This window comes from Thioclava sp. NS-SX20 (assembly GCF_057380695.1).
On sequence record NZ_CM170816.1, the window covers coordinates 206,125 to 222,840 of the forward strand.

19 protein-coding genes are annotated in these 16,716 nt (G+C 62.5%); 8 read left to right on the forward strand and 11 right to left on the reverse strand.

Going from position 1 to position 16,716, the window contains the following annotated elements; all coding sequences use genetic code 11:
- Window positions 1–11: 11 nt before the first annotated feature.
- Window positions 12–170: a cbb3-type cytochrome oxidase assembly protein CcoS gene (ccoS, locus tag AC2ISB_RS00970; RefSeq protein WP_339108985.1), complete on the forward strand. Its 159-nt coding sequence runs from the start codon at window positions 12–14 to the stop codon at window positions 168–170.
- Window positions 171–428: 258 nt separating this feature from the next.
- Here the strand turns inward: ccoS and AC2ISB_RS00975 are convergent, their stop codons facing one another.
- Both AC2ISB_RS00975 and AC2ISB_RS00980 read right to left on the reverse strand, forming a co-directional pair.
- Window positions 429–1,949 carry a D-alanyl-D-alanine carboxypeptidase family protein gene (locus AC2ISB_RS00975; RefSeq protein WP_406721635.1) on the reverse strand — a complete coding sequence of 507 codons (1,521 nt, stop codon included), beginning with the start codon at window positions 1,947–1,949 and terminating at the stop codon, window positions 429–431.
- 368 nt (window positions 1,950–2,317) lie between these two features.
- Entirely contained in the window at window positions 2,318–3,010 is a 693-nt protein-coding gene (locus AC2ISB_RS00980) for an HAD family hydrolase (RefSeq protein WP_486576725.1), read from the reverse strand.
- Window positions 3,011–3,153: 143 nt separating this feature from the next.
- On the opposite strand from AC2ISB_RS00980, the gene clpS reads away from it, so the two are divergent.
- From clpS to AC2ISB_RS00995, 3 genes are read left to right on the forward strand one after another with little or no spacing between them, the layout of a single operon-like run.
- Window positions 3,154–3,504, forward strand: coding sequence for an ATP-dependent Clp protease adapter ClpS (clpS, locus tag AC2ISB_RS00985; RefSeq protein ID WP_406721637.1), 351 nt, complete (start codon window positions 3,154–3,156; stop codon window positions 3,502–3,504).
- A gap of 25 nt (window positions 3,505–3,529) precedes the next feature.
- Window positions 3,530–4,558, forward strand: a complete 1,029-nt coding sequence (locus AC2ISB_RS00990; protein WP_486575626.1) for a class I SAM-dependent methyltransferase — start codon at window positions 3,530–3,532, stop codon at window positions 4,556–4,558.
- Window positions 4,559–4,598: 40 nt separating this feature from the next.
- Entirely contained in the window at window positions 4,599–5,408 is an 810-nt protein-coding gene (locus AC2ISB_RS00995; protein WP_406720253.1) for an SDR family NAD(P)-dependent oxidoreductase, read from the forward strand.
- Here AC2ISB_RS00995 and AC2ISB_RS01000 read toward each other — a convergent pair whose 3' ends face one another.
- Entirely contained in the window at window positions 5,409–5,828 is a 420-nt protein-coding gene (locus tag AC2ISB_RS01000) for a hypothetical protein (protein ID WP_339108989.1), read from the reverse strand. It lies immediately after the preceding gene.
- A gap of 125 nt (window positions 5,829–5,953) precedes the next feature.
- Between AC2ISB_RS01000 and hemF the strand changes: the two genes are divergently transcribed.
- Entirely contained in the window at window positions 5,954–6,850 is an 897-nt protein-coding gene (gene hemF, locus AC2ISB_RS01005) for an oxygen-dependent coproporphyrinogen oxidase (RefSeq protein WP_486575629.1), read from the forward strand.
- A gap of 116 nt (window positions 6,851–6,966) precedes the next feature.
- On the forward strand, window positions 6,967–8,850 hold the full coding sequence (locus AC2ISB_RS01010; protein WP_339108991.1) for a DEAD/DEAH box helicase: 1,884 nt from the start codon (window positions 6,967–6,969) through the stop codon (window positions 8,848–8,850).
- Between the two features lie 30 nt (window positions 8,851–8,880).
- Here the strand turns inward: AC2ISB_RS01010 and hrpB are convergent, their stop codons facing one another.
- A complete protein-coding gene (hrpB, locus tag AC2ISB_RS01015) occupies window positions 8,881–11,316 on the reverse strand; it encodes an ATP-dependent helicase HrpB (RefSeq protein ID WP_486575631.1) in 2,436 nt (811 codons plus the stop codon).
- A 4-nt stretch (window positions 11,317–11,320) separates the two neighbouring features.
- Window positions 11,321–12,055 (reverse strand): DUF3108 domain-containing protein, encoded by a 735-nt coding sequence (locus tag AC2ISB_RS01020; RefSeq protein ID WP_406720257.1) that lies wholly within the window; start codon window positions 12,053–12,055, stop codon window positions 11,321–11,323.
- Between the two features lie 148 nt (window positions 12,056–12,203).
- Between AC2ISB_RS01020 and meaB the strand changes: the two genes are divergently transcribed.
- A complete protein-coding gene (gene meaB, locus AC2ISB_RS01025) occupies window positions 12,204–13,181 on the forward strand; it encodes a methylmalonyl Co-A mutase-associated GTPase MeaB (RefSeq protein ID WP_406735645.1) in 978 nt (325 codons plus the stop codon).
- Between the two features lie 34 nt (window positions 13,182–13,215).
- On the opposite strand, the gene AC2ISB_RS01030 is transcribed toward meaB, so the two are convergent.
- The 4 genes from AC2ISB_RS01030 to AC2ISB_RS01045 form a co-directional block, all read right to left on the reverse strand.
- Complete coding sequence (locus AC2ISB_RS01030) at window positions 13,216–13,755, reverse strand: copper chaperone PCu(A)C (protein WP_486575633.1); 540 nt, start codon at window positions 13,753–13,755, stop codon at window positions 13,216–13,218.
- Between the two features lie 48 nt (window positions 13,756–13,803).
- Window positions 13,804–14,184, reverse strand: coding sequence for a hypothetical protein (locus AC2ISB_RS01035; protein ID WP_486575635.1), 381 nt, complete (start codon window positions 14,182–14,184; stop codon window positions 13,804–13,806).
- A gap of 100 nt (window positions 14,185–14,284) precedes the next feature.
- Window positions 14,285–14,572 (reverse strand): 50S ribosomal protein L28, encoded by a 288-nt coding sequence (rpmB, locus tag AC2ISB_RS01040; protein WP_339108997.1) that lies wholly within the window; start codon window positions 14,570–14,572, stop codon window positions 14,285–14,287.
- Between the two features lie 174 nt (window positions 14,573–14,746).
- Window positions 14,747–15,448: an NAD-dependent deacylase gene (locus tag AC2ISB_RS01045; RefSeq protein WP_486575637.1), complete on the reverse strand. Its 702-nt coding sequence runs from the start codon at window positions 15,446–15,448 to the stop codon at window positions 14,747–14,749.
- A 27-nt stretch (window positions 15,449–15,475) separates the two neighbouring features.
- Between AC2ISB_RS01045 and AC2ISB_RS01050 the strand changes: the two genes are divergently transcribed.
- The gene (locus AC2ISB_RS01050) at window positions 15,476–15,925 is read left to right on the forward strand and encodes a low molecular weight protein-tyrosine-phosphatase (protein WP_339108999.1); all 450 of its coding nucleotides are present in this window, start codon (window positions 15,476–15,478) and stop codon (window positions 15,923–15,925) included.
- A 51-nt stretch (window positions 15,926–15,976) separates the two neighbouring features.
- Here the strand turns inward: AC2ISB_RS01050 and AC2ISB_RS01055 are convergent, their stop codons facing one another.
- Together AC2ISB_RS01055 and AC2ISB_RS01060 are read right to left on the reverse strand one after the other, a co-directional pair.
- Window positions 15,977–16,285, reverse strand: a complete 309-nt coding sequence (locus tag AC2ISB_RS01055; protein WP_486575639.1) for a hypothetical protein — start codon at window positions 16,283–16,285, stop codon at window positions 15,977–15,979.
- A gap of 128 nt (window positions 16,286–16,413) precedes the next feature.
- Window positions 16,414–16,602, reverse strand: a complete 189-nt coding sequence (locus tag AC2ISB_RS01060) for a heavy-metal-associated domain-containing protein (protein ID WP_406720260.1) — start codon at window positions 16,600–16,602, stop codon at window positions 16,414–16,416.
- Between the last annotated feature and the right edge of the window lie 114 nt (window positions 16,603–16,716).

Genomic DNA, 16,716 nt, shown 5'->3' on the forward strand with positions numbered 1-16,716 from the left:
AGGCGGGTTTAATGTCGATCCTCGGATTTCTGATTCCGATTTCCCTTTTCCTCGGGGGCGTGGGCCTGCTGGCCTTTTTCTGGGCGCTGAAAAGCCGCCAGTTCGAAGACCCGAAAGGCGATGCCGAACGTATCCTGTCGACCGCGTGGGATGATCATCCCAAGGGCTAGTCTCGGGACTTGCGCGGGCCGTCAGCCAAGGGCAGGGTGCCTGCCGCGATAAAACCGCCGTCCTGTCGGCGGTTTTTGCATATGCGTGCTGCGGATCAATGGCGCGCCGCAATGTGCCCGCCCCACCGTCCTCACCAAGGTCCACCGGCACAGAGCCCCCCTTTGCGCCGTGAAAGGGCACGCGCCGTCAGGAGACCAAAGAAAAACGGACCGCATCAGGGATGCAGTCCGTGAGATTGGGCAGATAGAAGAGTGGCTTCAGGGGCCGACGACGCCGCATTCCATGCTGCGTGCGGCCAGGCGGGCGCAGGCAAGGCTGGCCTGTTGCTGGCTCATGCCGACAAAGGTGGCCTCGTAACCGAGCTTGCGCTTGACCACTTTGCGCAGGGCATCGCCCAAGGTGTCGCTTTCCATCAGCGCCACTTTCAGCATGTCCTGCTGGGCGTGGAATTCGGAATTCTTCAATCCCAGTGTCACGCCCCAGTTCCGCCCGCCCGAGCTGGACGCACGCGCCACGACACGCGGCGTCTCCGAGGCGCTTGCCTGCGGCGGGTTCAGAGCGGCCAGAATCACCGTATCGGATTTCTTGCCCTTGCCCATCATCGCCAGAGTTTCCGGCTGCGGTTTGCTGGTCTGCTGGAAGATAGGACCACCCGGATCGGTATCGCCCTGTGCGATCTCGCCTGCAAACTGCGCCTCGTCTTCTTCGTCGGCGCTGTCCTGAACGCTGGCCATCTGGACTTCCTCGCCTGCCAGATCCTCGCTCTCGTCGGCGGGTTTGGCGGTGGCGAAGCTGCGATTGGGGGCCGAGACCGGACGCGGGCTGGCTTCCAGACCATCGGTCGAAGCCATTGCCACGGCGTCTTCCACGGCCTCCGTGTCCACCGCAGGGGCGGCATTGGCCACGGCCACGGCGGCTGCGATAGCATCCGCATCATGGGTTGCCACACCGGGACGCGATTGCGGGCGCGGGCTGCTTTGCATGGGTGCGCTGGCCACCAGCATACCGGCACTGGGTTGGTTCAGCTCGATCATGTCGGGCGCGTTGGGCTTGTTGACGGGGCTGTGGTCCTGAACCCGTTTGAAGCCCAGATCCAGCAGTTCCGCCATTTTCGCGTTCCGCTGTGCGGTCGAGGTGCCGCCGAAGATGGTTGCGATGATCCGCTCGTCGCCGCGCTGCGCCGAAGCACAGAGGTTGAAACCCGCAGCCACGGTGTAACCGGTCTTGATGCCGTCCGCGCCTTTATAGGCGTCAAGGAAGCGGCGGTTGGTCGAATAGACGGTCTTCATGCCGGCATCGGCAGAACGGCGCGAGAAGATGTTGTAATATTGCGGGAAATCATAAAACAAATGACGCCCGAGAATGGTCATGTCATGGGCGGTCGACATATGCCCCTTGCGGGTCAGGCCGTTGGCATTGAGAAAGGTCGAATTTTTCATGCCAAGCGATTTGGCGGTGGCGGTCATCCGTGCGGCCCAGTTGGCCTCGTTGCCGCCAAGCGCGTCCCCGATGGCCGAGGCCGCGTCATTCGCCGATTTGATCGCCGCTGCACGGATCAGATAGCGCAGCTTGATTTTCTGACCGGCGCGCAGCCCCAGCCGTGACGGGGGCTGGGAGGCCGCATTTTGCGACACGGTGATTTCGGAATCCAGACTGACCTCACCGGCTTCGATAGCCTGAAAGGCGATGTAGAGCGTCATCATTTTGGTCAATGACGCAGGGTAGAGTCGCGTGTCGGCGTTTTTCTCGTAGAGGACCTCACCAGAGCGCATGTCCATCACATAGGCTGCATAGGGCGCGGCATACACAGCCAACGGCAAAAGCAACAATGTGAAGAACGCGCAAACTCCTGCTCGGATCCAGCGCAAAAGCGTGGTCACGGTTCTTATCCTTATATCTGCCTCGGTGCCCCGGTTTGATTTTAAAGTGGGGCTTATGGAAAGAACGATAACACGCGGAATCGTTTGTGAAAATTGGGAAGTTTCAGTCACCTTTACTGCGGTTTTCTTGCATCACCACATCATGTAGGTGGCATGTCGACAATATGCGCATCATATTGTGCCATTAACCCTTCCTTAACACTCCATTCCCTTACGGCAGTTAATCATTTTTCACGCGCCTGTGAGAGGTTTTTACTCACATTCATTCACGGGCGCGTGATAATGCGGATCGACTCCACCAGATTCGCCATAGAGCCAAGCGTGGTGAGTCGAGGATGGGACTCGGGCGGTTCGGCATGATCCAGCGCCCAGGGCTGTGTACCATCGGGAATGTGGACCGCATGGCCGCCTGCCTGAAGCATCGGCAGGATGTCTGATTTCATTGAATTTCCAACCATCACGCCGTTGGTTGCCCCGCGCCCGTGACGGTTGAAGAGGCGGGTATAGGTTGCGGCGGTTTTCTCCGAAACCACCTCGACCGCCTGAAAATAGGGGCCCAGCCCCGATTGCGCCAATTTGCGTTCCTGATCGAGAAGATCGCCTTTGGTGATCAGGACAAGTTTGTGATCCTGGCTGAGCGTGGCAATCGTGTCTTCGACATGGGGCAGCAATTCGATGGGATGGGCCAGCATCTCGCGCCCTGCCTGCAGTAATTCGGCGATCGCTGTGGCATCGACGCGGGCCTCGGAAACCTCGATGGCGGTTTCGATCATCGACAATGTAAACCCTTTGACGCCAAAGCCATAGCGCCCGATGTTACGGCGCTCTGCCGCCAGAAGCCGCGCGTCCAGATGGGGCTTCTCGACAAATTCGCCCATCAATTCGGCAAATCGCTCCTGTGTGAGCCGGAAGAACCTCGCATTTTGCCAAAGCGTGTCATCGGCGTCGAAACCCAGCATTGTCAGCGGCACTATTTACTCCCTATTGTAAGGTCAGAGTTTAACGTTCGAATTGCGAGCAGAGGCAGAAGGGGTTTCCTTCCGCCCCCGTCTTCCTATATTCGCCACGAGACCTGAGATGTTCGGAACCCGGGAAAGCGATGATGACAGGCGACTTCAAGCCCTTCAGCATGATGGCCGATGATGAAAATGGCAATGACGGCGATGCCGGCCTTGCTACGAAAACGCGGCCGAAAACCCGTAAGCCTCCGATGTATAAGGTGATGCTGCTGAATGATGATTACACCCCGATGGAGTTCGTGGTGCATATCCTCGAACGGTTTTTCGGCCTCAATCATGCGCAGGCCTTCGAGATTATGTTGACCGTGCATAAAAAGGGTCTGGCGGTTGTTGGCGTGTTCTCCTTCGAGATCGCCGAGACCAAGGTTGCGCAGGTCATGGATTTTGCGCGCCGCCATCAGCACCCGTTGCAATGCACGATGGAAAAGGAATGAGCGCGGTACTCCGCGACGCGACCCCATGACACATCCCAGACTTTCGCTGGCGCTGGAACAGGCGCCCCTGCCGGAGGACGGCACCATCCTTGTGATCGGCGCTCTGGCCGAAACCGATCTCTCCGATCTGCCGAAAGACCGGCTTGAGCTGGTGCAGGGCTTTGCGCCTGATCACGCGGGGCTGTCCGCGCGCGGGTATACCGTCAGCCCTGCGCCGCAGTCATCTGACTATGCGGCGGCGGTGATCTTTCTGCCCCGCGCCAAGCAGGAGGCCCGCAACGCTTTGGCACGCCTATGCGATCTGGTGATCGACGGCGGGATGATCGTGGTGGATGGCGCCAAGAATGACGGTGTGGATTCGGTTCTGAAATCGCTCAAGCCTCTGGTGGCGCCCTCGGCGGCGATTGCCAAGGCGCATGGGAAGGTCTTCCGCTTTGCCGCGCGCCGCGGGGCGCTGGCTGATTGGGTCGTGCAGGCGCAAACCCCGACCGAGGGCTTTGTCACCACCCCCGGCGTGTTCTCGGCGGATAAGGTTGATGCGGGTTCGGCCCTTCTGGCGCAGGCGCTGCCGGGCCGCCTTCCGGCGCGTCTGGCCGATCTGGGTGCGGGCTGGGGCTGGCTGTCGGCGCAGATCCTTGCGCGCGAGGGCGTCGAGACGCTGGATCTGATCGAGGCCGATTATGCCGCCCTCGACTGCGCCAAGCGCAATATCACCGACCCGCGTGCCAGCTTCCATTGGGAGGATGTCACCGGCTACGAGCCTGCCGCCCGCTATTCCGGTATCATTATGAACCCGCCCTTCCATGTGGGCCATGCGGGTGATCCGAACCTCGGGCAGGCCTTTATCCGCAAAGCGGCCTCTATGTTGTCGCTTTCGGGCAAGCTCTGGATGGTGGCCAACCGCCATCTTCCCTATGAGGACACGCTGCGGCAGGTCTTCCACCATGTCGAGGACATCGGCGGCAATGCGCAGTTCAAGCTGTTCTATGCCGAAAAGCCGCTGACGAAATCGCAGGCCGCAAAGGCCGATACTCAGACCAAACGCGGCCGCTAACCGGCCGCGTCTTTGCTTCAACCACTCCGCAGGAGACTGCATGTCGCTTTCCATTTCCGGCAAGACCGCCATTGTGACGGGCGCGGCCCACGGGATCGGGCTTGCCATTGCGCGCCATTTCGTGGATCGCGGGGCCAATGTGATGTTTGCCGATATCGACGAAAGCCGTCTGAAGGACGAATTCGCCGATACCGACACATCCGAGGGGCCGGTGCGGACTTTTGCCGGTGATCTGTGCCAGAAGCTGAATGTGGCGAATCTTCTGTCGGCGACCATCGATGCCTTTGATCGGGTGGATATTCTGGTCAATACCAACCGCTGCTTCACGCCCTGCGACCCGCTGGACCCTGACCAGACCGTGCTGGATGACATGCTGCAGCAGAATATGAAATCCTCGCTGCGGATTTCCCAGCTGACCGCCAAGCGTATGATTGCGCAGGCCGAGAAAGACGGGCGCACCGAGGGCGAGATCGGGTCGATCATCAATATCTCGACGCTGGCCTCGACGCGCTCGCAGCCCGAAACGCTGGCCTATTCCATCGCCTGTGCGGCGCAGGAACAAGCGGTGCGCGGGCTGGCCGTGGCTTTGGCGCCGCATCGCATTCGGGTAAACGGGGTCAGCTTTGCCTCTGTCATGAGCCGCTCTTTGCAGGACGCGCTGAAGGAAAACGCCGAATGGCGCGAAGAGATCATCGAGGGCACGCCCTTGGGCCGGATCGCCGCGCCGAATGAACTGGCCGAGACGGTGCAGTTTCTGGCGTCCTCGGGGGCCAGCTTCACCACCGGCCAGATCATCCGCATCGACGGCGGGCGCGGGTTGCTGGATGCGGTGCAGGTTCCGGTTTTCTGATCACTCTTCGGGGTAGGTTGCCTTGCAGGCGGCGATATTCGCGCGCGCCTGCGGCTCGAGCGATTGGATCTTGGCCACCAGCCCGTCACGTTTGCGCGTCTCGGAGGCCGGATCGATCGGCACGCGGCGTTGCAATGTTTCGGTGACCTCTTTCCAGCAATGGACAGGACGGCGGATCTTCTTGCCGTCTTTCGTTTCATGCGTTTCATAGCCGCATATCCCGAAATGCTGGCGCTCGACCTCATAGCTTTCCCACGCATAGCCGCGTGCCAGATTGCCGTTCACCTCTTCCAGAAGCCCGTTCAGCACGCGGATTTCCTTGGTGGAGCGGTTGATGCAGCGCTCCTGCGGGGTGCCGCAGGCGGCCAGCAGGCCAAGGGCGCTCAGGCCAAGCAGGGCGGGGGTGAAAATGCGGGTCATGGGATCCTCCTCCGGCCATCAGCTTAGCTTCTGCCTCTGCGGTCGGCTAGGGGGCTTTGCACCAAACTGCTATTTGCTCCTGCCGCTGCGGCCCGCTAAGACTGCGGGCAGGAAAAGGAGACCCCATGACCGACCAGCCCCTGTTCGAAGACGAAAAAGCCCGCGCCAGCCAGTGGTTTTCCGATTTGCGCGACAAGATCGTGGCGGCCTTCGAGGGGCTGGAGGACAGTCAGGTCACAGGTCCCCATGCCGAAGCGCCCGCAGGCCGTTTCGAGGTCACGCCCACCGTCCGCACAGGCCCCAATGGCGAGGACCACGGCGGCGGCAAGATGAGCGTCATGCGCGGAGGCCGTGTTTTCGAGAAGGTGGGCGTCAATATCTCGACCGTCTGGGGCACATTGGGCGAGCGCGCGCAAAAGGCGATGGCCGCGCGTGGCGTGCCGGGGATGGCGGATGATCCGCGCTTCTGGGCCTCGGGGATCAGCCTTGTGGCGCATATGCAGAACCCGCAAACCCCTGCGGTGCATATGAATACCCGCATGTTCTGGACGCCGGGGGCATGGTGGTTTGGGGGTGGGGCGGATCTGAACCCCTGTATCGAATATGACGAGGACACCGCCGAATTTCACGCCGCACTCAAGGCGGCCTGTGACGGGCATGACGCAAGCTACTACCCGCGGTTCAAGGAGTGGGCGGATGAGTATTTCTATATCCCGCACCGTAATCGCGCCCGTGGTGTGGGCGGCATCTTCTATGACGATCTGAACACCGGCGATTGGGCCAAGGATTTCGCCTTCACGCAGGATGTGGGCCGCGCGTTCCTCAAGGCGTTTCTGCCGGTGACCGAAAAACGCCGCAACCAGCCTTGGACCGATGCCGACCGTGAGGCGCAATTTATCCATCGCGGGCTTTATGCCGAATATAATCTAGTCTACGATCGGGGAACGAAGTTCGGTCTGGAAACCGGTCACAATGCCGATGCGGTCTTGATGAGCCTTCCGCCGATAGCCAAATGGGTGTGAGCGCGTAACCAAAGGCGCAGATTCCCCCTATACAGAAGGCCGCAAAGGGCGTATGAGCCGCCCCTTGCGCCGCAGTTGAGTGCGCCCGTTCCATTCCAGACCCGAAAGTCCCCGCCATGAGCATTGATATCGCCATTCACCCCGCGCTTGCCTCCGCGCTGGAGAAGAAAGGCTACGAAACCCTCACCCCCGTGCAAACCGCTGTGGGTGACCCTGCTCTGGCGGAGAAAGACCTTCTGGTATCGGCGCAGACCGGCTCGGGGAAAACCGTGGCCTTCGGTCTGGCCATGTCGGCGCAGCTTCTGGCCGAGGGTGTGCCTACCCGCGCCGATGTGCCGCGTGCCATCGTGATCGCGCCGACGCGCGAGCTGGCGCTGCAGGTCAAACGCGAATTCGAATGGCTTTATGGCGCCGCTGGCATGATCATCGCAGGCGCGGTTGGCGGTATGGACCCGCGCAACGAACGCCGTGCGCTGGAACGCGGGGCGCATATCGTCGTGGGGACGCCGGGCCGGATCTGTGACCACATCCGCCGTGGCGCGCTGGATCTGTCGGAGCTGCAGGTTGCGGTTCTGGACGAGGCCGACGAGATGCTGGATCTGGGCTTCCGCGAGGATCTGGAATTCATTCTGAACGAAGCCCCCGAAGAGCGTCGCACGCTGATGTTCTCGGCCACGGTTTCGCCCGAGATCGAGCGTCTGGCTGGCACCTTCCAGAAGGATGCGCAGCGGATCTCGACCATCGATCGCAAGGCACAGCACAGCGATATCGAGTATCGCGCGCTGGTCGTGGACCGTTCGGATCGCGAGAACGCCATCATCAACCTGCTGCGCTTCTACGAGGCCCGCAACGCGATTGTCTTCTGTGGCACCCGCGCGATGGTGACCCACCTGACGACCAAGCTGCTGAACCGTGGCTTTGCCGTGGTGGCACTGTCGGGCGAACTCAGCCAGGAGGAACGTTCGCGCGCGCTGCAGATGATGCGCGATGGCCGTGCCCGTGTCTGTATCGCCACCGATGTGGCCGCGCGCGGGATCGACCTTCCGGGTCTGGAACTGGTGATCCATGCCGATCTGCCGCAGAACAAAGAGGCGCTTCTGCACCGGTCTGGCCGGACGGGGCGTGCGGGCTCCAAGGGTGTGTCCGCTCTGGTCGTGCCGATCAACATCAAGGCCAAGGCCGAGCGCCTGTTGAAATTCGCCAACCTCACCGCAGACTGGGCACCCGCGCCCTCGGCCGAGGAAGTGCTGGAGCGGGATCGTGTGCGGATGCTGGAACAGCCGTCGCTGGTCGAGCCCATTCAGGACGACGAGAAAGAGGCGGTTCAGGCGCTGCTCAAACGGTTCGACGCGACCGAACTGGCCGCAGCCGTGGCGCGTGCCTTCATTGCGGGGCGTTCCGCGCCCGAAGACATCACCCCGATCAGCGTGGACGGGCCGAAGCCGCGTGCGAAGGTCGAGTTCGAGCGCTCGACCTGGATGCGCCTGTCGATGGGCCGTGACAGCGGCACCGATCCGAAATGGCTCTTGCCGATGCTTTGCCGCGCGGGCGATCTGACCCGCCGTGACATCGGTGCGATCCGTATCATGAATGACCATACCTTCGTGCAGATCCATGCTGATGCGGCCGACCGCTTCCTGCAATCTGTCGGCCCCGAGCGGTCGCTGGAGGATAAATGCGGTGTGGATGTGCTGGACAAAGCCCCCGAGGGTCTTGACCGTCCGAACCCGCGCCCCGCGAAATGGGACCGCAAGCCGGGCGGCCCGCGTCGTGATTTTGGTGATCGTGGTGATCGTGGCGACCGCGAGTTCAAGAAGCCGCATCGTAAGGGTGGTTCCGACGATGGCGCGCCGCGCAAGTCGTGGAAAAGCCGCGACGAAGCGGGCGAAGGGAAAGCGGGCAAGTTCAGCAAGCCCGCCGGCAAGTCCTTCAAAGACAAGCCGAACCCCAAGGATAAGGGCAAGCCGAAAGCCAAATACGGCAAGCCTGGCAAGAAGTAATAAAAGGGCGGCCCTCTCGGGGCCGCCTTTTCAGTTTCGGGGTTTGGCACGCAGCGTCGGGTCGGCCTCGCGCGGGTTTTCGGGCCAAGGGTGTTTGGGGTAGCGCCCGCGCATATCCTTGCGCACATCCGCATAGGACCCGTCCCAGAAGCCCGGAATATCCAGCGTCACCTGTATCGGCTTATGGCCGGGCGATAGCAGCGTCACCCGCAGCGGCAGGCGTTTGGGGCCGATGCTGGGATGGGAGGTGACGCCGAACATCTCCTGCAGGCGGATCTCGATGCCGGGATGTTCGCCGCCATAGTCGATGGGCACGCGCCGCCCAAGAGGCGTCTCGAAATGCGCGGGCGCAAGGCGGTCGACCAGTTGTAGCTGTTCCCAATCAAGACGGCCGCGCAGGGCGTCGGTGATATCCATCTTGCGCAGGTCCGACTCCGTCCGCTTGCCACCCAGATAGGGTAGAAGCCAGTCCTCGGCGCGTTCCATCAGGGAAGCATCGTCAAAGGCGGGAAGCTCTGCGCCCTCTTGGTGCAGCAGTTGCACACGCGCCTGAAAGCGCCGCGCGGCATCGGAGAAGGGCAGGCCGATCTGGCGGATGCCATCCAGCGCGCCAAGGGCCAAAGCCTCGCGCGGGGCGTCTTTCCAGATCCGGTCATCCAGCACCAAAGCGCCGAAACGCTCCTGCTTGCGGGCCACCACACGGCCCTCGCGGCGCGACCATTCGCAAAGATCAACCCATTGGATCTGCTCGCTAAACAGCCCGCGGATCTGTGCCTCGGAAATCTGGGTGCCTTGGCGCAGCATGGCCTCGCGCGGGTCGCCATTGGTATCGGTGGCGACAATCAGGCGGGCCGAGCCAAGCGGGTCTCCATCGGCCACCTGCACCCCTTTGCCCCCCGACAGCACATAGCGCGGCTGATCGCCGGAACGGCGTAGCCCCACACGGTCGGGATAGGCCAGCGCAGCCATCTCGGCGGGCTCAAGCGCGGTGGTATGATCGACCATCTTTGCCAGACGACGGGCTTCCTGACGGATGCGCTCTATCGTGCCGCGATGGGGCTGCCACGGGTGATCGGCGGCAAATCCGCGCGGGTCGCGCACGGCTTTCAGACGCAGGGTCAGATCGGCGGGTGCCCCGCGCAGAGGGTCACGCTCGGCCAGAAGCGCGGCCAGATCGGCGGCACCTTGGCCCGCCTTCAGCAGCATATGGCCAAGGCGCGGATGCAGCGGCAGGCGGGCCAAAGCCTGCCCGTGGGGCGTCAGGCTGATGCCTTCCAGCGCGCCCAGACCTTCCAGCAGGCTCCGCGCCTCGGCCAGCGCAGGCGCGGGAGGCGGCGTCAGAAAGGCTAGATCGCTGCCGTCAGACCCCCATTGCGCCAGCTCAAGCCCAAGGCCCGACAGATCGGCCACCTCTATTTCGGCGGGCGGGAAGGCGGGCAGCGCCCCTTCGGCACCTTTGGTCCAGAGGCGGTAGCAGATCCCTTCGGCCACACGGCCTGCACGGCCCCGACGCTGTTCGGCCTCGGCGCGGCTGACGGGTTCGGTCACCAGACGCGCCATGCCCGAACCCGCGTCAAAGCGCATCCGGCGGGCGCGGCCCCCGTCGATCACCACGCGCACATCCTGAATGGTCAGCGAGGTCTCGGCAATCGAGGTCGCCAGCACCAGTTTGCGCCCCGTCTTGGCAGGCTCGATCGCGGCACGTTGCGCGGCAAATTCCATCGCGCCAAAGAGCGGGCGGATGGTCACATCGGAGGGCAGACGGCCCGCCAGTAGACCCTCGACACGGCGGATTTCGCCTTCTCCCGGAAGGAAGGCAAGGATACTGCCTGTGGTCTCGCGTGCGGCCTGTTCGATCAGCCCCGCAAGCGCAGGTTCAAAGCGCATTGTCCGGTCTACGGGGCGGTCCAGCCAGCGGGTTTCTACCGCAAAGGCGCGGCCTTCCGACACCACCACCGGCGCATCCTCCAGCATGGCCGCCACCGGACCCGCGTCCAGCGTGGCCGACATCACCACCACCGCCAGATCATCGCGCAGCGCGCCGCGCACCTCCCAAACCAGGGCCAGCCCCAGATCGGCATTCAGCGAGCGTTCGTGGAATTCGTCAAAGATCACACAGCCCACGCCCGAAAGCTCGGGGTCGGATTGGATCATGCGGGTCAGGATGCCCTCGGTGACCACCTCGATACGGGTGGTTTTCGATACCTTCGCCTCGCCACGGATGCGGTAGCCCACGGTCTGGCCTACCGTTTCGCCCAAAGTGTCGGCCATGCGCTCGGCGGCGGCGCGGGCGGCCAGACGGCGGGGTTCAAGCATCAGGATGCGGCCCTTGACCTGATCCATCAGCGCCAGTGGCACCCGCGTGGTTTTGCCCGCGCCAGGCGGCGCCATCAGGACGGCGCGACCCTCGCGGGCGATGGCCTGTTGCAGCTCGGGCAGGACGGTGTCTATCGGCAGGCGGGTCACGGGATCAGCGCCGTTTCAGACGGCCTTCGCCATAGATCGTGTCGGTGGTGATCTCGGTCACTTCCAGCCGCCCGTTGCCCGTCGGGCTATAGGTCAGCGTGAAGGGGAAGACGGATTTCTTGGCCATGTCCGATTTCGAGAACCCCGCAAGGCGGCGGTATTCGCCGGTGCAGACCACGGTATTGCCCTGCTTTTGCGGCGCATTCAGCGTGACCTGACTGCGGCGGGTGCCATCAAAGATCTGCTCGGAGCGGTTGCAGGCCTCATCGGGGGTCACCGAGCGCAGCACCGAATAAAGCGCGGTCAGCGGATCAACCGTGCCATGCTGCTGGGTCGGGTCCAGATCGGTGCTGCGGGGCTTGCGCGGCGGCTCCTGACTGACCGAAATCGGCGTGCCGCGGTTATAGACCATCGTGGAGACGCGGTCGCGGTCGGGGGTGTCGGCTTTTTCGACATAGCGGGTCGGGGTGAAGCGGCTGCCGGTGATATGTCCGCTGGTGGTGGCATCATAGCGCAGCTTGCGCAGAAACCCCAGCAGGCCCGAGGTCTGCAACGTGCCATTGGCCCCGTAGCCGTTATTCTCGACCTTGCCATTGATCAGCAATTCGCCCGCTTTCAGCCCCTTGAGCTGCACATCGAACACGATCTGGTCGCTCTGGTCGGCCCGTGCCATCTGCCCGAAGGCCAGCAGGGCCAGTGTTGTGGCGAGGCCGATTTTGCGCGCAATCCGTGATCTCATGATGGTCCTTTCGTCGTGACGAAATCTGCAGCCCTTTCGGCTATGGGCTGGACATATACCTTTTGCGCGATGCAAGAAACAGAGAGCGTTTCACACATGCTCACATCTTTACGCTTGGTAGCGACGATTGGCCGATGGGAGGAAAGCTATGCGCAATACCGCCGAGGATCTGGCTCAGGGAATTCTTGCGGGTGACAGGCGCGCTTTGGCGCGTGGCATTACCTTGATCGAATCGAACCGTGCCGACCATCGGGCCGAGGCCTTGCGGCTGCTGGATATGCTGGCCGGTCAGGGGGCCGCGCTGCGGGTCGGGCTTTCGGGCACGCCCGGTGTGGGCAAATCGACCTTTATCGAGAGCTTCGGTCTGATGCTGACAGGGCAGGGCAAGAAGGTGGCCGTGCTGGCGGTGGACCCGTCTTCGGCGCGTTCGGGCGGGTCGATCCTTGGCGACAAGACGCGGATGGAGCAGCTCTCGCGCGACCCCAACGCCTTTATCCGCCCCTCGCCGTCGCAGGCGCATCTGGGGGGCGTGGCGCGGCGCACCCGCGAGGCGATCCTGCTGTGCGAGGCGGCGGGCTTCGACCTGATCCTGATCGAGACGGTCGGGGTGGGGCAGTCCGAGACGCTGGTGGCCGATATGGTCGATCTTTTCGTGCTGCTGATGGCCCCTGCGGGGGGCGATGAATTGCAGGGCGTCAAACGCGGCATCATGGAGATGGCCGACATCCTGCTGGTGAATAAGGCCGACGGGGACCTGAAGATGACGGCAATGCGCACGGTGGCCGATTATGCCGGTGCGCTGCGGCTTTTGCGCAAGCGCCCGCAAGATCCCGAAGGCTTTCCCAAGGCGATGGCGGTTTCCGCGCTGGAAGAGGCGGGGCTGGAAAAAGCATGGGACGAGATCTGCGCCTTGGCGCAGTGGCGCAAGGAGGAGGGGTTCTTTGCCACCCGCCGCGCCGAGCAGGCCCGCCACTGGTTCGAGGCCGAGGTGCGTGAGGGGCTGCTTGCCCGCCTTCGCACCGACCCCGAGATCCGTGCGAAGATGGCCGGATTGGGGGATCAGGTCGCGCAGGGCCGGACCGCGCCTGCGGTGGCGGCCGCCAGCATGCTGGACCTGCTGGGCTGAGATGCGCCCCGGAAGGGCGCATCTTTGCGGTGGGTCAGTTGCCCTGAGACATATGGTTCATGCCGCTATGCGACATTCCCAGCATAGCGTTCTGGCCCTGCATGGCGCTCTGACCATGCATCGCGCTATGATCCATACCGGCTTCGCCCATCGTGACTTTCATATCGACCGTGACCGGATCGGCATTTTTGAAATCGAGCACGACCTGCACATGATCGCCCTCTTTCAGCGGGGCTTTCAATCCCATGAACATGATATGGTCGCCCCCGCGGGCCAGCGCATGCGTGCCCTGCGCCGGAATGGCGAATCCTTCCGGCACGGCCAGCATCTGCATCATGCCGTCGGCGGCTTCCTTATGGGTATGTAGCTCGGTCCGGTCGGCAATGTCGGAATGCGCCGCAACAAGCTGGTCGGCGGTGTCGGACTGGTTCTCGATGGTCATGAAGGCCGCGCCGGATTTGGCGACGGGGGAAGAGACGCGCATATAGGCGTCATGGATAAGGATGCCATCAGCAAAAGCGGGCAGGCCAAAGGCAAGGGTGGCCGTGGCGGCCAGAAGCATAGAGCGGATCATGGAACTCTCCTGAAAGATCGCGTCGGGTGTCGGTAACAGAAACGGATGTCAGACGACCGAGGCAGGAGGATCGCGCGCTTTGGGAGGAACGGAATGCGTGCCGCGCAGGCGCGCCGTGATCGGGGCAGGGGCGAAACGGTGCATGCCCTCGGGGCGGATAAGCGCCGGCGCTGTCGGTACAAGCGATGCCAGAAGCGCCAACGCCATATCCGGACAGATCTTCACATGGCGAATCGGCGTGCCATTGGCGTCGACCGTAACAGTGACCAGCCCCTGACCGCTACAGAGCACGATCTGGCCTGCCGCACGGGTCTGGCCACGTGCTGACGCGAATTCAACGCTGGTCAGCGCGAAGACAGCTGCCAGAAAAAGGATCAGAAAGGGCAGTTGCCGCAGCATTCTCATGGAACGGGTTATAGGATGTGCCATCCTGCCGGCCAAATGATTTCAATCAACTTGGCCGTGTCGTCGTAATGAAAAACCCCGCGCCTGAGGCACGGGGTTCGGAAATCCGTCAGGATCGCGGGGATCAGGCTGCTGCCTGTGCCTTGACGATGGCCTTTTTGATTTTCAGAGCGTTGACCGACAGGTCTGCGTCTTTTGCTTTGGCAAGGAACGCATCCAGACCGCCACGGTGGTCGACCGAGCGCAGGCCATGAGCCGAGACGCGCAGCTTGAACGACTGACCGAGGGTCTCGGAGATCAGGCTTACATCATTGAGGTTCGGCAGGAAGCGGCGACGCGACTTGTTGTTCGCGTGGCTTACAGTGTTGCCCGTCATCGGGCCTTTGCCGGTTAGTTCGCAAACGCGCGACATGGCATCATCCTTTGTTTCCATATGGGCGAAGATCGCCCGTTTTCGCAACATATGAAGGCGCCGCAAGAGCAGCGCCCAGAATTCTGTCCGCGGGAAATACGAGCAAACGCGGCTCAGGTCAAGCGATTCATCGCTGAATACGCCGCCTCCCCTGCAGGTTTTTGCGCAGTTTGCCTATGCCAGCAGCTTGTCCACCCAGTCTGGCACAAGTTCTGTGGCAGGACCATGACGGGATTCGTCAAAACGTGACGTCCCCGAAGAGGGGTCAAGGTTCAGTTCCAGCGTGGCCACTCCGGCCCGCGAAGCATCCTGTACGAACCCCGCCGCCGGATAGACATTGCCCGAGGTCCCGATCGAGACGAACAGGTCCGCGGCGCGCAGGGCCGTCCAGATTTCGTCCATGCGGTAGGGCATCTCGCCGAACCAGACGATATCGGGGCGGGTGGCGCGCTGGCCGCATTCGGGGCAGGGGGTGCTGGCCTGCATCACCTCGGGCGCGGGCCAGCGTGCGCCGCAGGCATGGCACAGCGCGCCATACAGGCTGCCATGCATATGGATGACATTTTGCGAACCGCCTCTTTCATGCAGGTCATCCACATTCTGCGTGACAATCAGCACCTCATAGCGCGGGTCGGCCGCAAGTCTGGCCAGCGCGATATGGGCGGCATTGGGCCGGGCGGCACTGGAGGCCGCGCGGCGCATGTTGTAGAATTCATGCACCAGCTCCGGGTCGGCCTCGAACCCTTCCGGCGTGGCCACATCCTCGATCCGGTGATCTTCCCATAGCCCGTCCGACGCGCGGAAGGTGCGGATGCCGCTTTCGGCGGAAATACCGGCACCGGTGAGAATCACGATCTTCTGTACGGGCTTGGCCATAGTATTCTCCTGCTTTAGGGTCCTCCTATGCGTATCCTGTTTCTATGCTTAGGCAATATCTGCCGCTCCCCTGCCGCCGAAGGCGTGTTTCGCGATATGGCGCGGGAGGCGGGTCTGGCGGTGGTCACCGATTCGGCGGGCACCGGTGGCTGGCATGTGGGCGAACCGCCCTATGGCCCGATGCAAGCTGCGGCACGGGCGTGTGGCTATGATCTGTCGGATTTGCGCGCCCGCCAGTTGCAGGCTGCGGATTTTACCCGATTCGATCTGATTCTGGCGATGGACCGGCAAAATCTGGCGGATGCCCGCGCTTTGGCGCCGCGCTCTGGCGGGGCGGAGCTGCGGCTGTTCCTGCCGGAGGATCTGGCCGCGGGCGAGGTGCCGGATCCCTATTATACCCGTGATTTCGACGGGGTCCTGCACCTGATCGAGGCGGGGTCCCGGCATGTGATAGAGCGTCTTCAGGCGCGGGGCTGAGACGAAAACGGGCCGGAAAACCGGCCCGATCCATATGCAGAGCGATGCAGCTTAGCCGCAATAGCCCTCTGCCGCAGAAACGAAATTCTTGTAGCGCGCCCAGAAGTCCGTATCGGAGGGGCGGCTGGAGGTGCGGACCTCCTGGGCTTTGTCGGGGTCGGTGAAAAACTTGGCGGCGCGGCGTTGGTCGCTATTGCTGAGCGTGATGTCCGCGACATTCTGGATGCAGCTGCACAGCTCGGAATTCGAGGTGCGTCCGCCTTGCTGGCAGGCGCGGTCCAGCGGGCCGGCCTTGGCGATGGAGCCCATGCACAGGCTCAGGGTGAACGCAGTGGTTGCGATCCGGATGACGTTTTTCATGCTCTGCCTCGATGTTTTTGGGTCGATTTTATGGGCGCTGCTCGCACATCTTTAATTTGCCAAGATAGTTAACAAAATATGAATGACATCTCAAAGCTCACATGTGCCGCTCGCCGGAACGTGAAGTCTTATTCGACGATTTCTGCCGGATAGCCCGCGCCTTTCAGGGCTGCCAGAACGGTCTCGGGGGGCAGGCCGGTGACTTCGACCTCTTTGTCTTCCAGAAAGACGTCCGCCTTGCCGCCAACCTCTTCGATGGCGCTTTCGACAGCCGCTTTGCAATGGTTGCAGGTCATAGTGGGCACGGACAGGATCATGGCGGTCTCCTTGGGATGATACCTGCCTTAACTTGCGCGGCCTTCGCGAAAGGTCAATGGATTCGCATGAATTGGCCCCGTGACATGCGCGGAAGGCTTGCCAAACACTTTTCC

Bases quoted from the DNA above. Each gene is read 5' to 3' on its own strand.
- ccoS (WP_339108985.1), top strand. From the start codon at position 12: ATGTCGATCCTCGGATTTCTGATTCCGATTTCCCTTTTCCTCGGGGGC.
- AC2ISB_RS00975 (WP_406721635.1), bottom strand. From the start codon at position 1,949: ATGGACATGCGCTCTGGTGAGGTCCTCTACGAGAAAAACGCCGACACG.
- AC2ISB_RS00980 (WP_486576725.1), bottom strand. From the start codon at position 3,010: ATGCTGGGTTTCGACGCCGATGACACGCTTTGGCAAAATGCGAGGTTC.
- clpS (WP_406721637.1), top strand. From the start codon at position 3,154: ATGACAGGCGACTTCAAGCCCTTCAGCATGATGGCCGATGATGAAAAT.
- AC2ISB_RS00990 (WP_486575626.1), top strand. From the start codon at position 3,530: ATGACACATCCCAGACTTTCGCTGGCGCTGGAACAGGCGCCCCTGCCG.
- AC2ISB_RS00995 (WP_406720253.1), top strand. From the start codon at position 4,599: ATGTCGCTTTCCATTTCCGGCAAGACCGCCATTGTGACGGGCGCGGCC.
- AC2ISB_RS01000 (WP_339108989.1), bottom strand. From the start codon at position 5,828: ATGACCCGCATTTTCACCCCCGCCCTGCTTGGCCTGAGCGCCCTTGGC.
- hemF (WP_486575629.1), top strand. From the start codon at position 5,954: ATGACCGACCAGCCCCTGTTCGAAGACGAAAAAGCCCGCGCCAGCCAG.
- AC2ISB_RS01010 (WP_339108991.1), top strand. From the start codon at position 6,967: ATGAGCATTGATATCGCCATTCACCCCGCGCTTGCCTCCGCGCTGGAG.
- AC2ISB_RS01020 (WP_406720257.1), bottom strand. From the start codon at position 12,055: ATGAGATCACGGATTGCGCGCAAAATCGGCCTCGCCACAACACTGGCC.
- meaB (WP_406735645.1), top strand. From the start codon at position 12,204: ATGCGCAATACCGCCGAGGATCTGGCTCAGGGAATTCTTGCGGGTGAC.
- AC2ISB_RS01030 (WP_486575633.1), bottom strand. From the start codon at position 13,755: ATGATCCGCTCTATGCTTCTGGCCGCCACGGCCACCCTTGCCTTTGGC.
- AC2ISB_RS01035 (WP_486575635.1), bottom strand. From the start codon at position 14,184: ATGGCACATCCTATAACCCGTTCCATGAGAATGCTGCGGCAACTGCCC.
- rpmB (WP_339108997.1), bottom strand. From the start codon at position 14,572: ATGTCGCGCGTTTGCGAACTAACCGGCAAAGGCCCGATGACGGGCAAC.
- AC2ISB_RS01045 (WP_486575637.1), bottom strand. From the start codon at position 15,448: ATGGCCAAGCCCGTACAGAAGATCGTGATTCTCACCGGTGCCGGTATT.
- AC2ISB_RS01050 (WP_339108999.1), top strand. From the start codon at position 15,476: ATGCGTATCCTGTTTCTATGCTTAGGCAATATCTGCCGCTCCCCTGCC.
- AC2ISB_RS01055 (WP_486575639.1), bottom strand. From the start codon at position 16,285: ATGAAAAACGTCATCCGGATCGCAACCACTGCGTTCACCCTGAGCCTG.
- AC2ISB_RS01060 (WP_406720260.1), bottom strand. From the start codon at position 16,602: ATGATCCTGTCCGTGCCCACTATGACCTGCAACCATTGCAAAGCGGCT.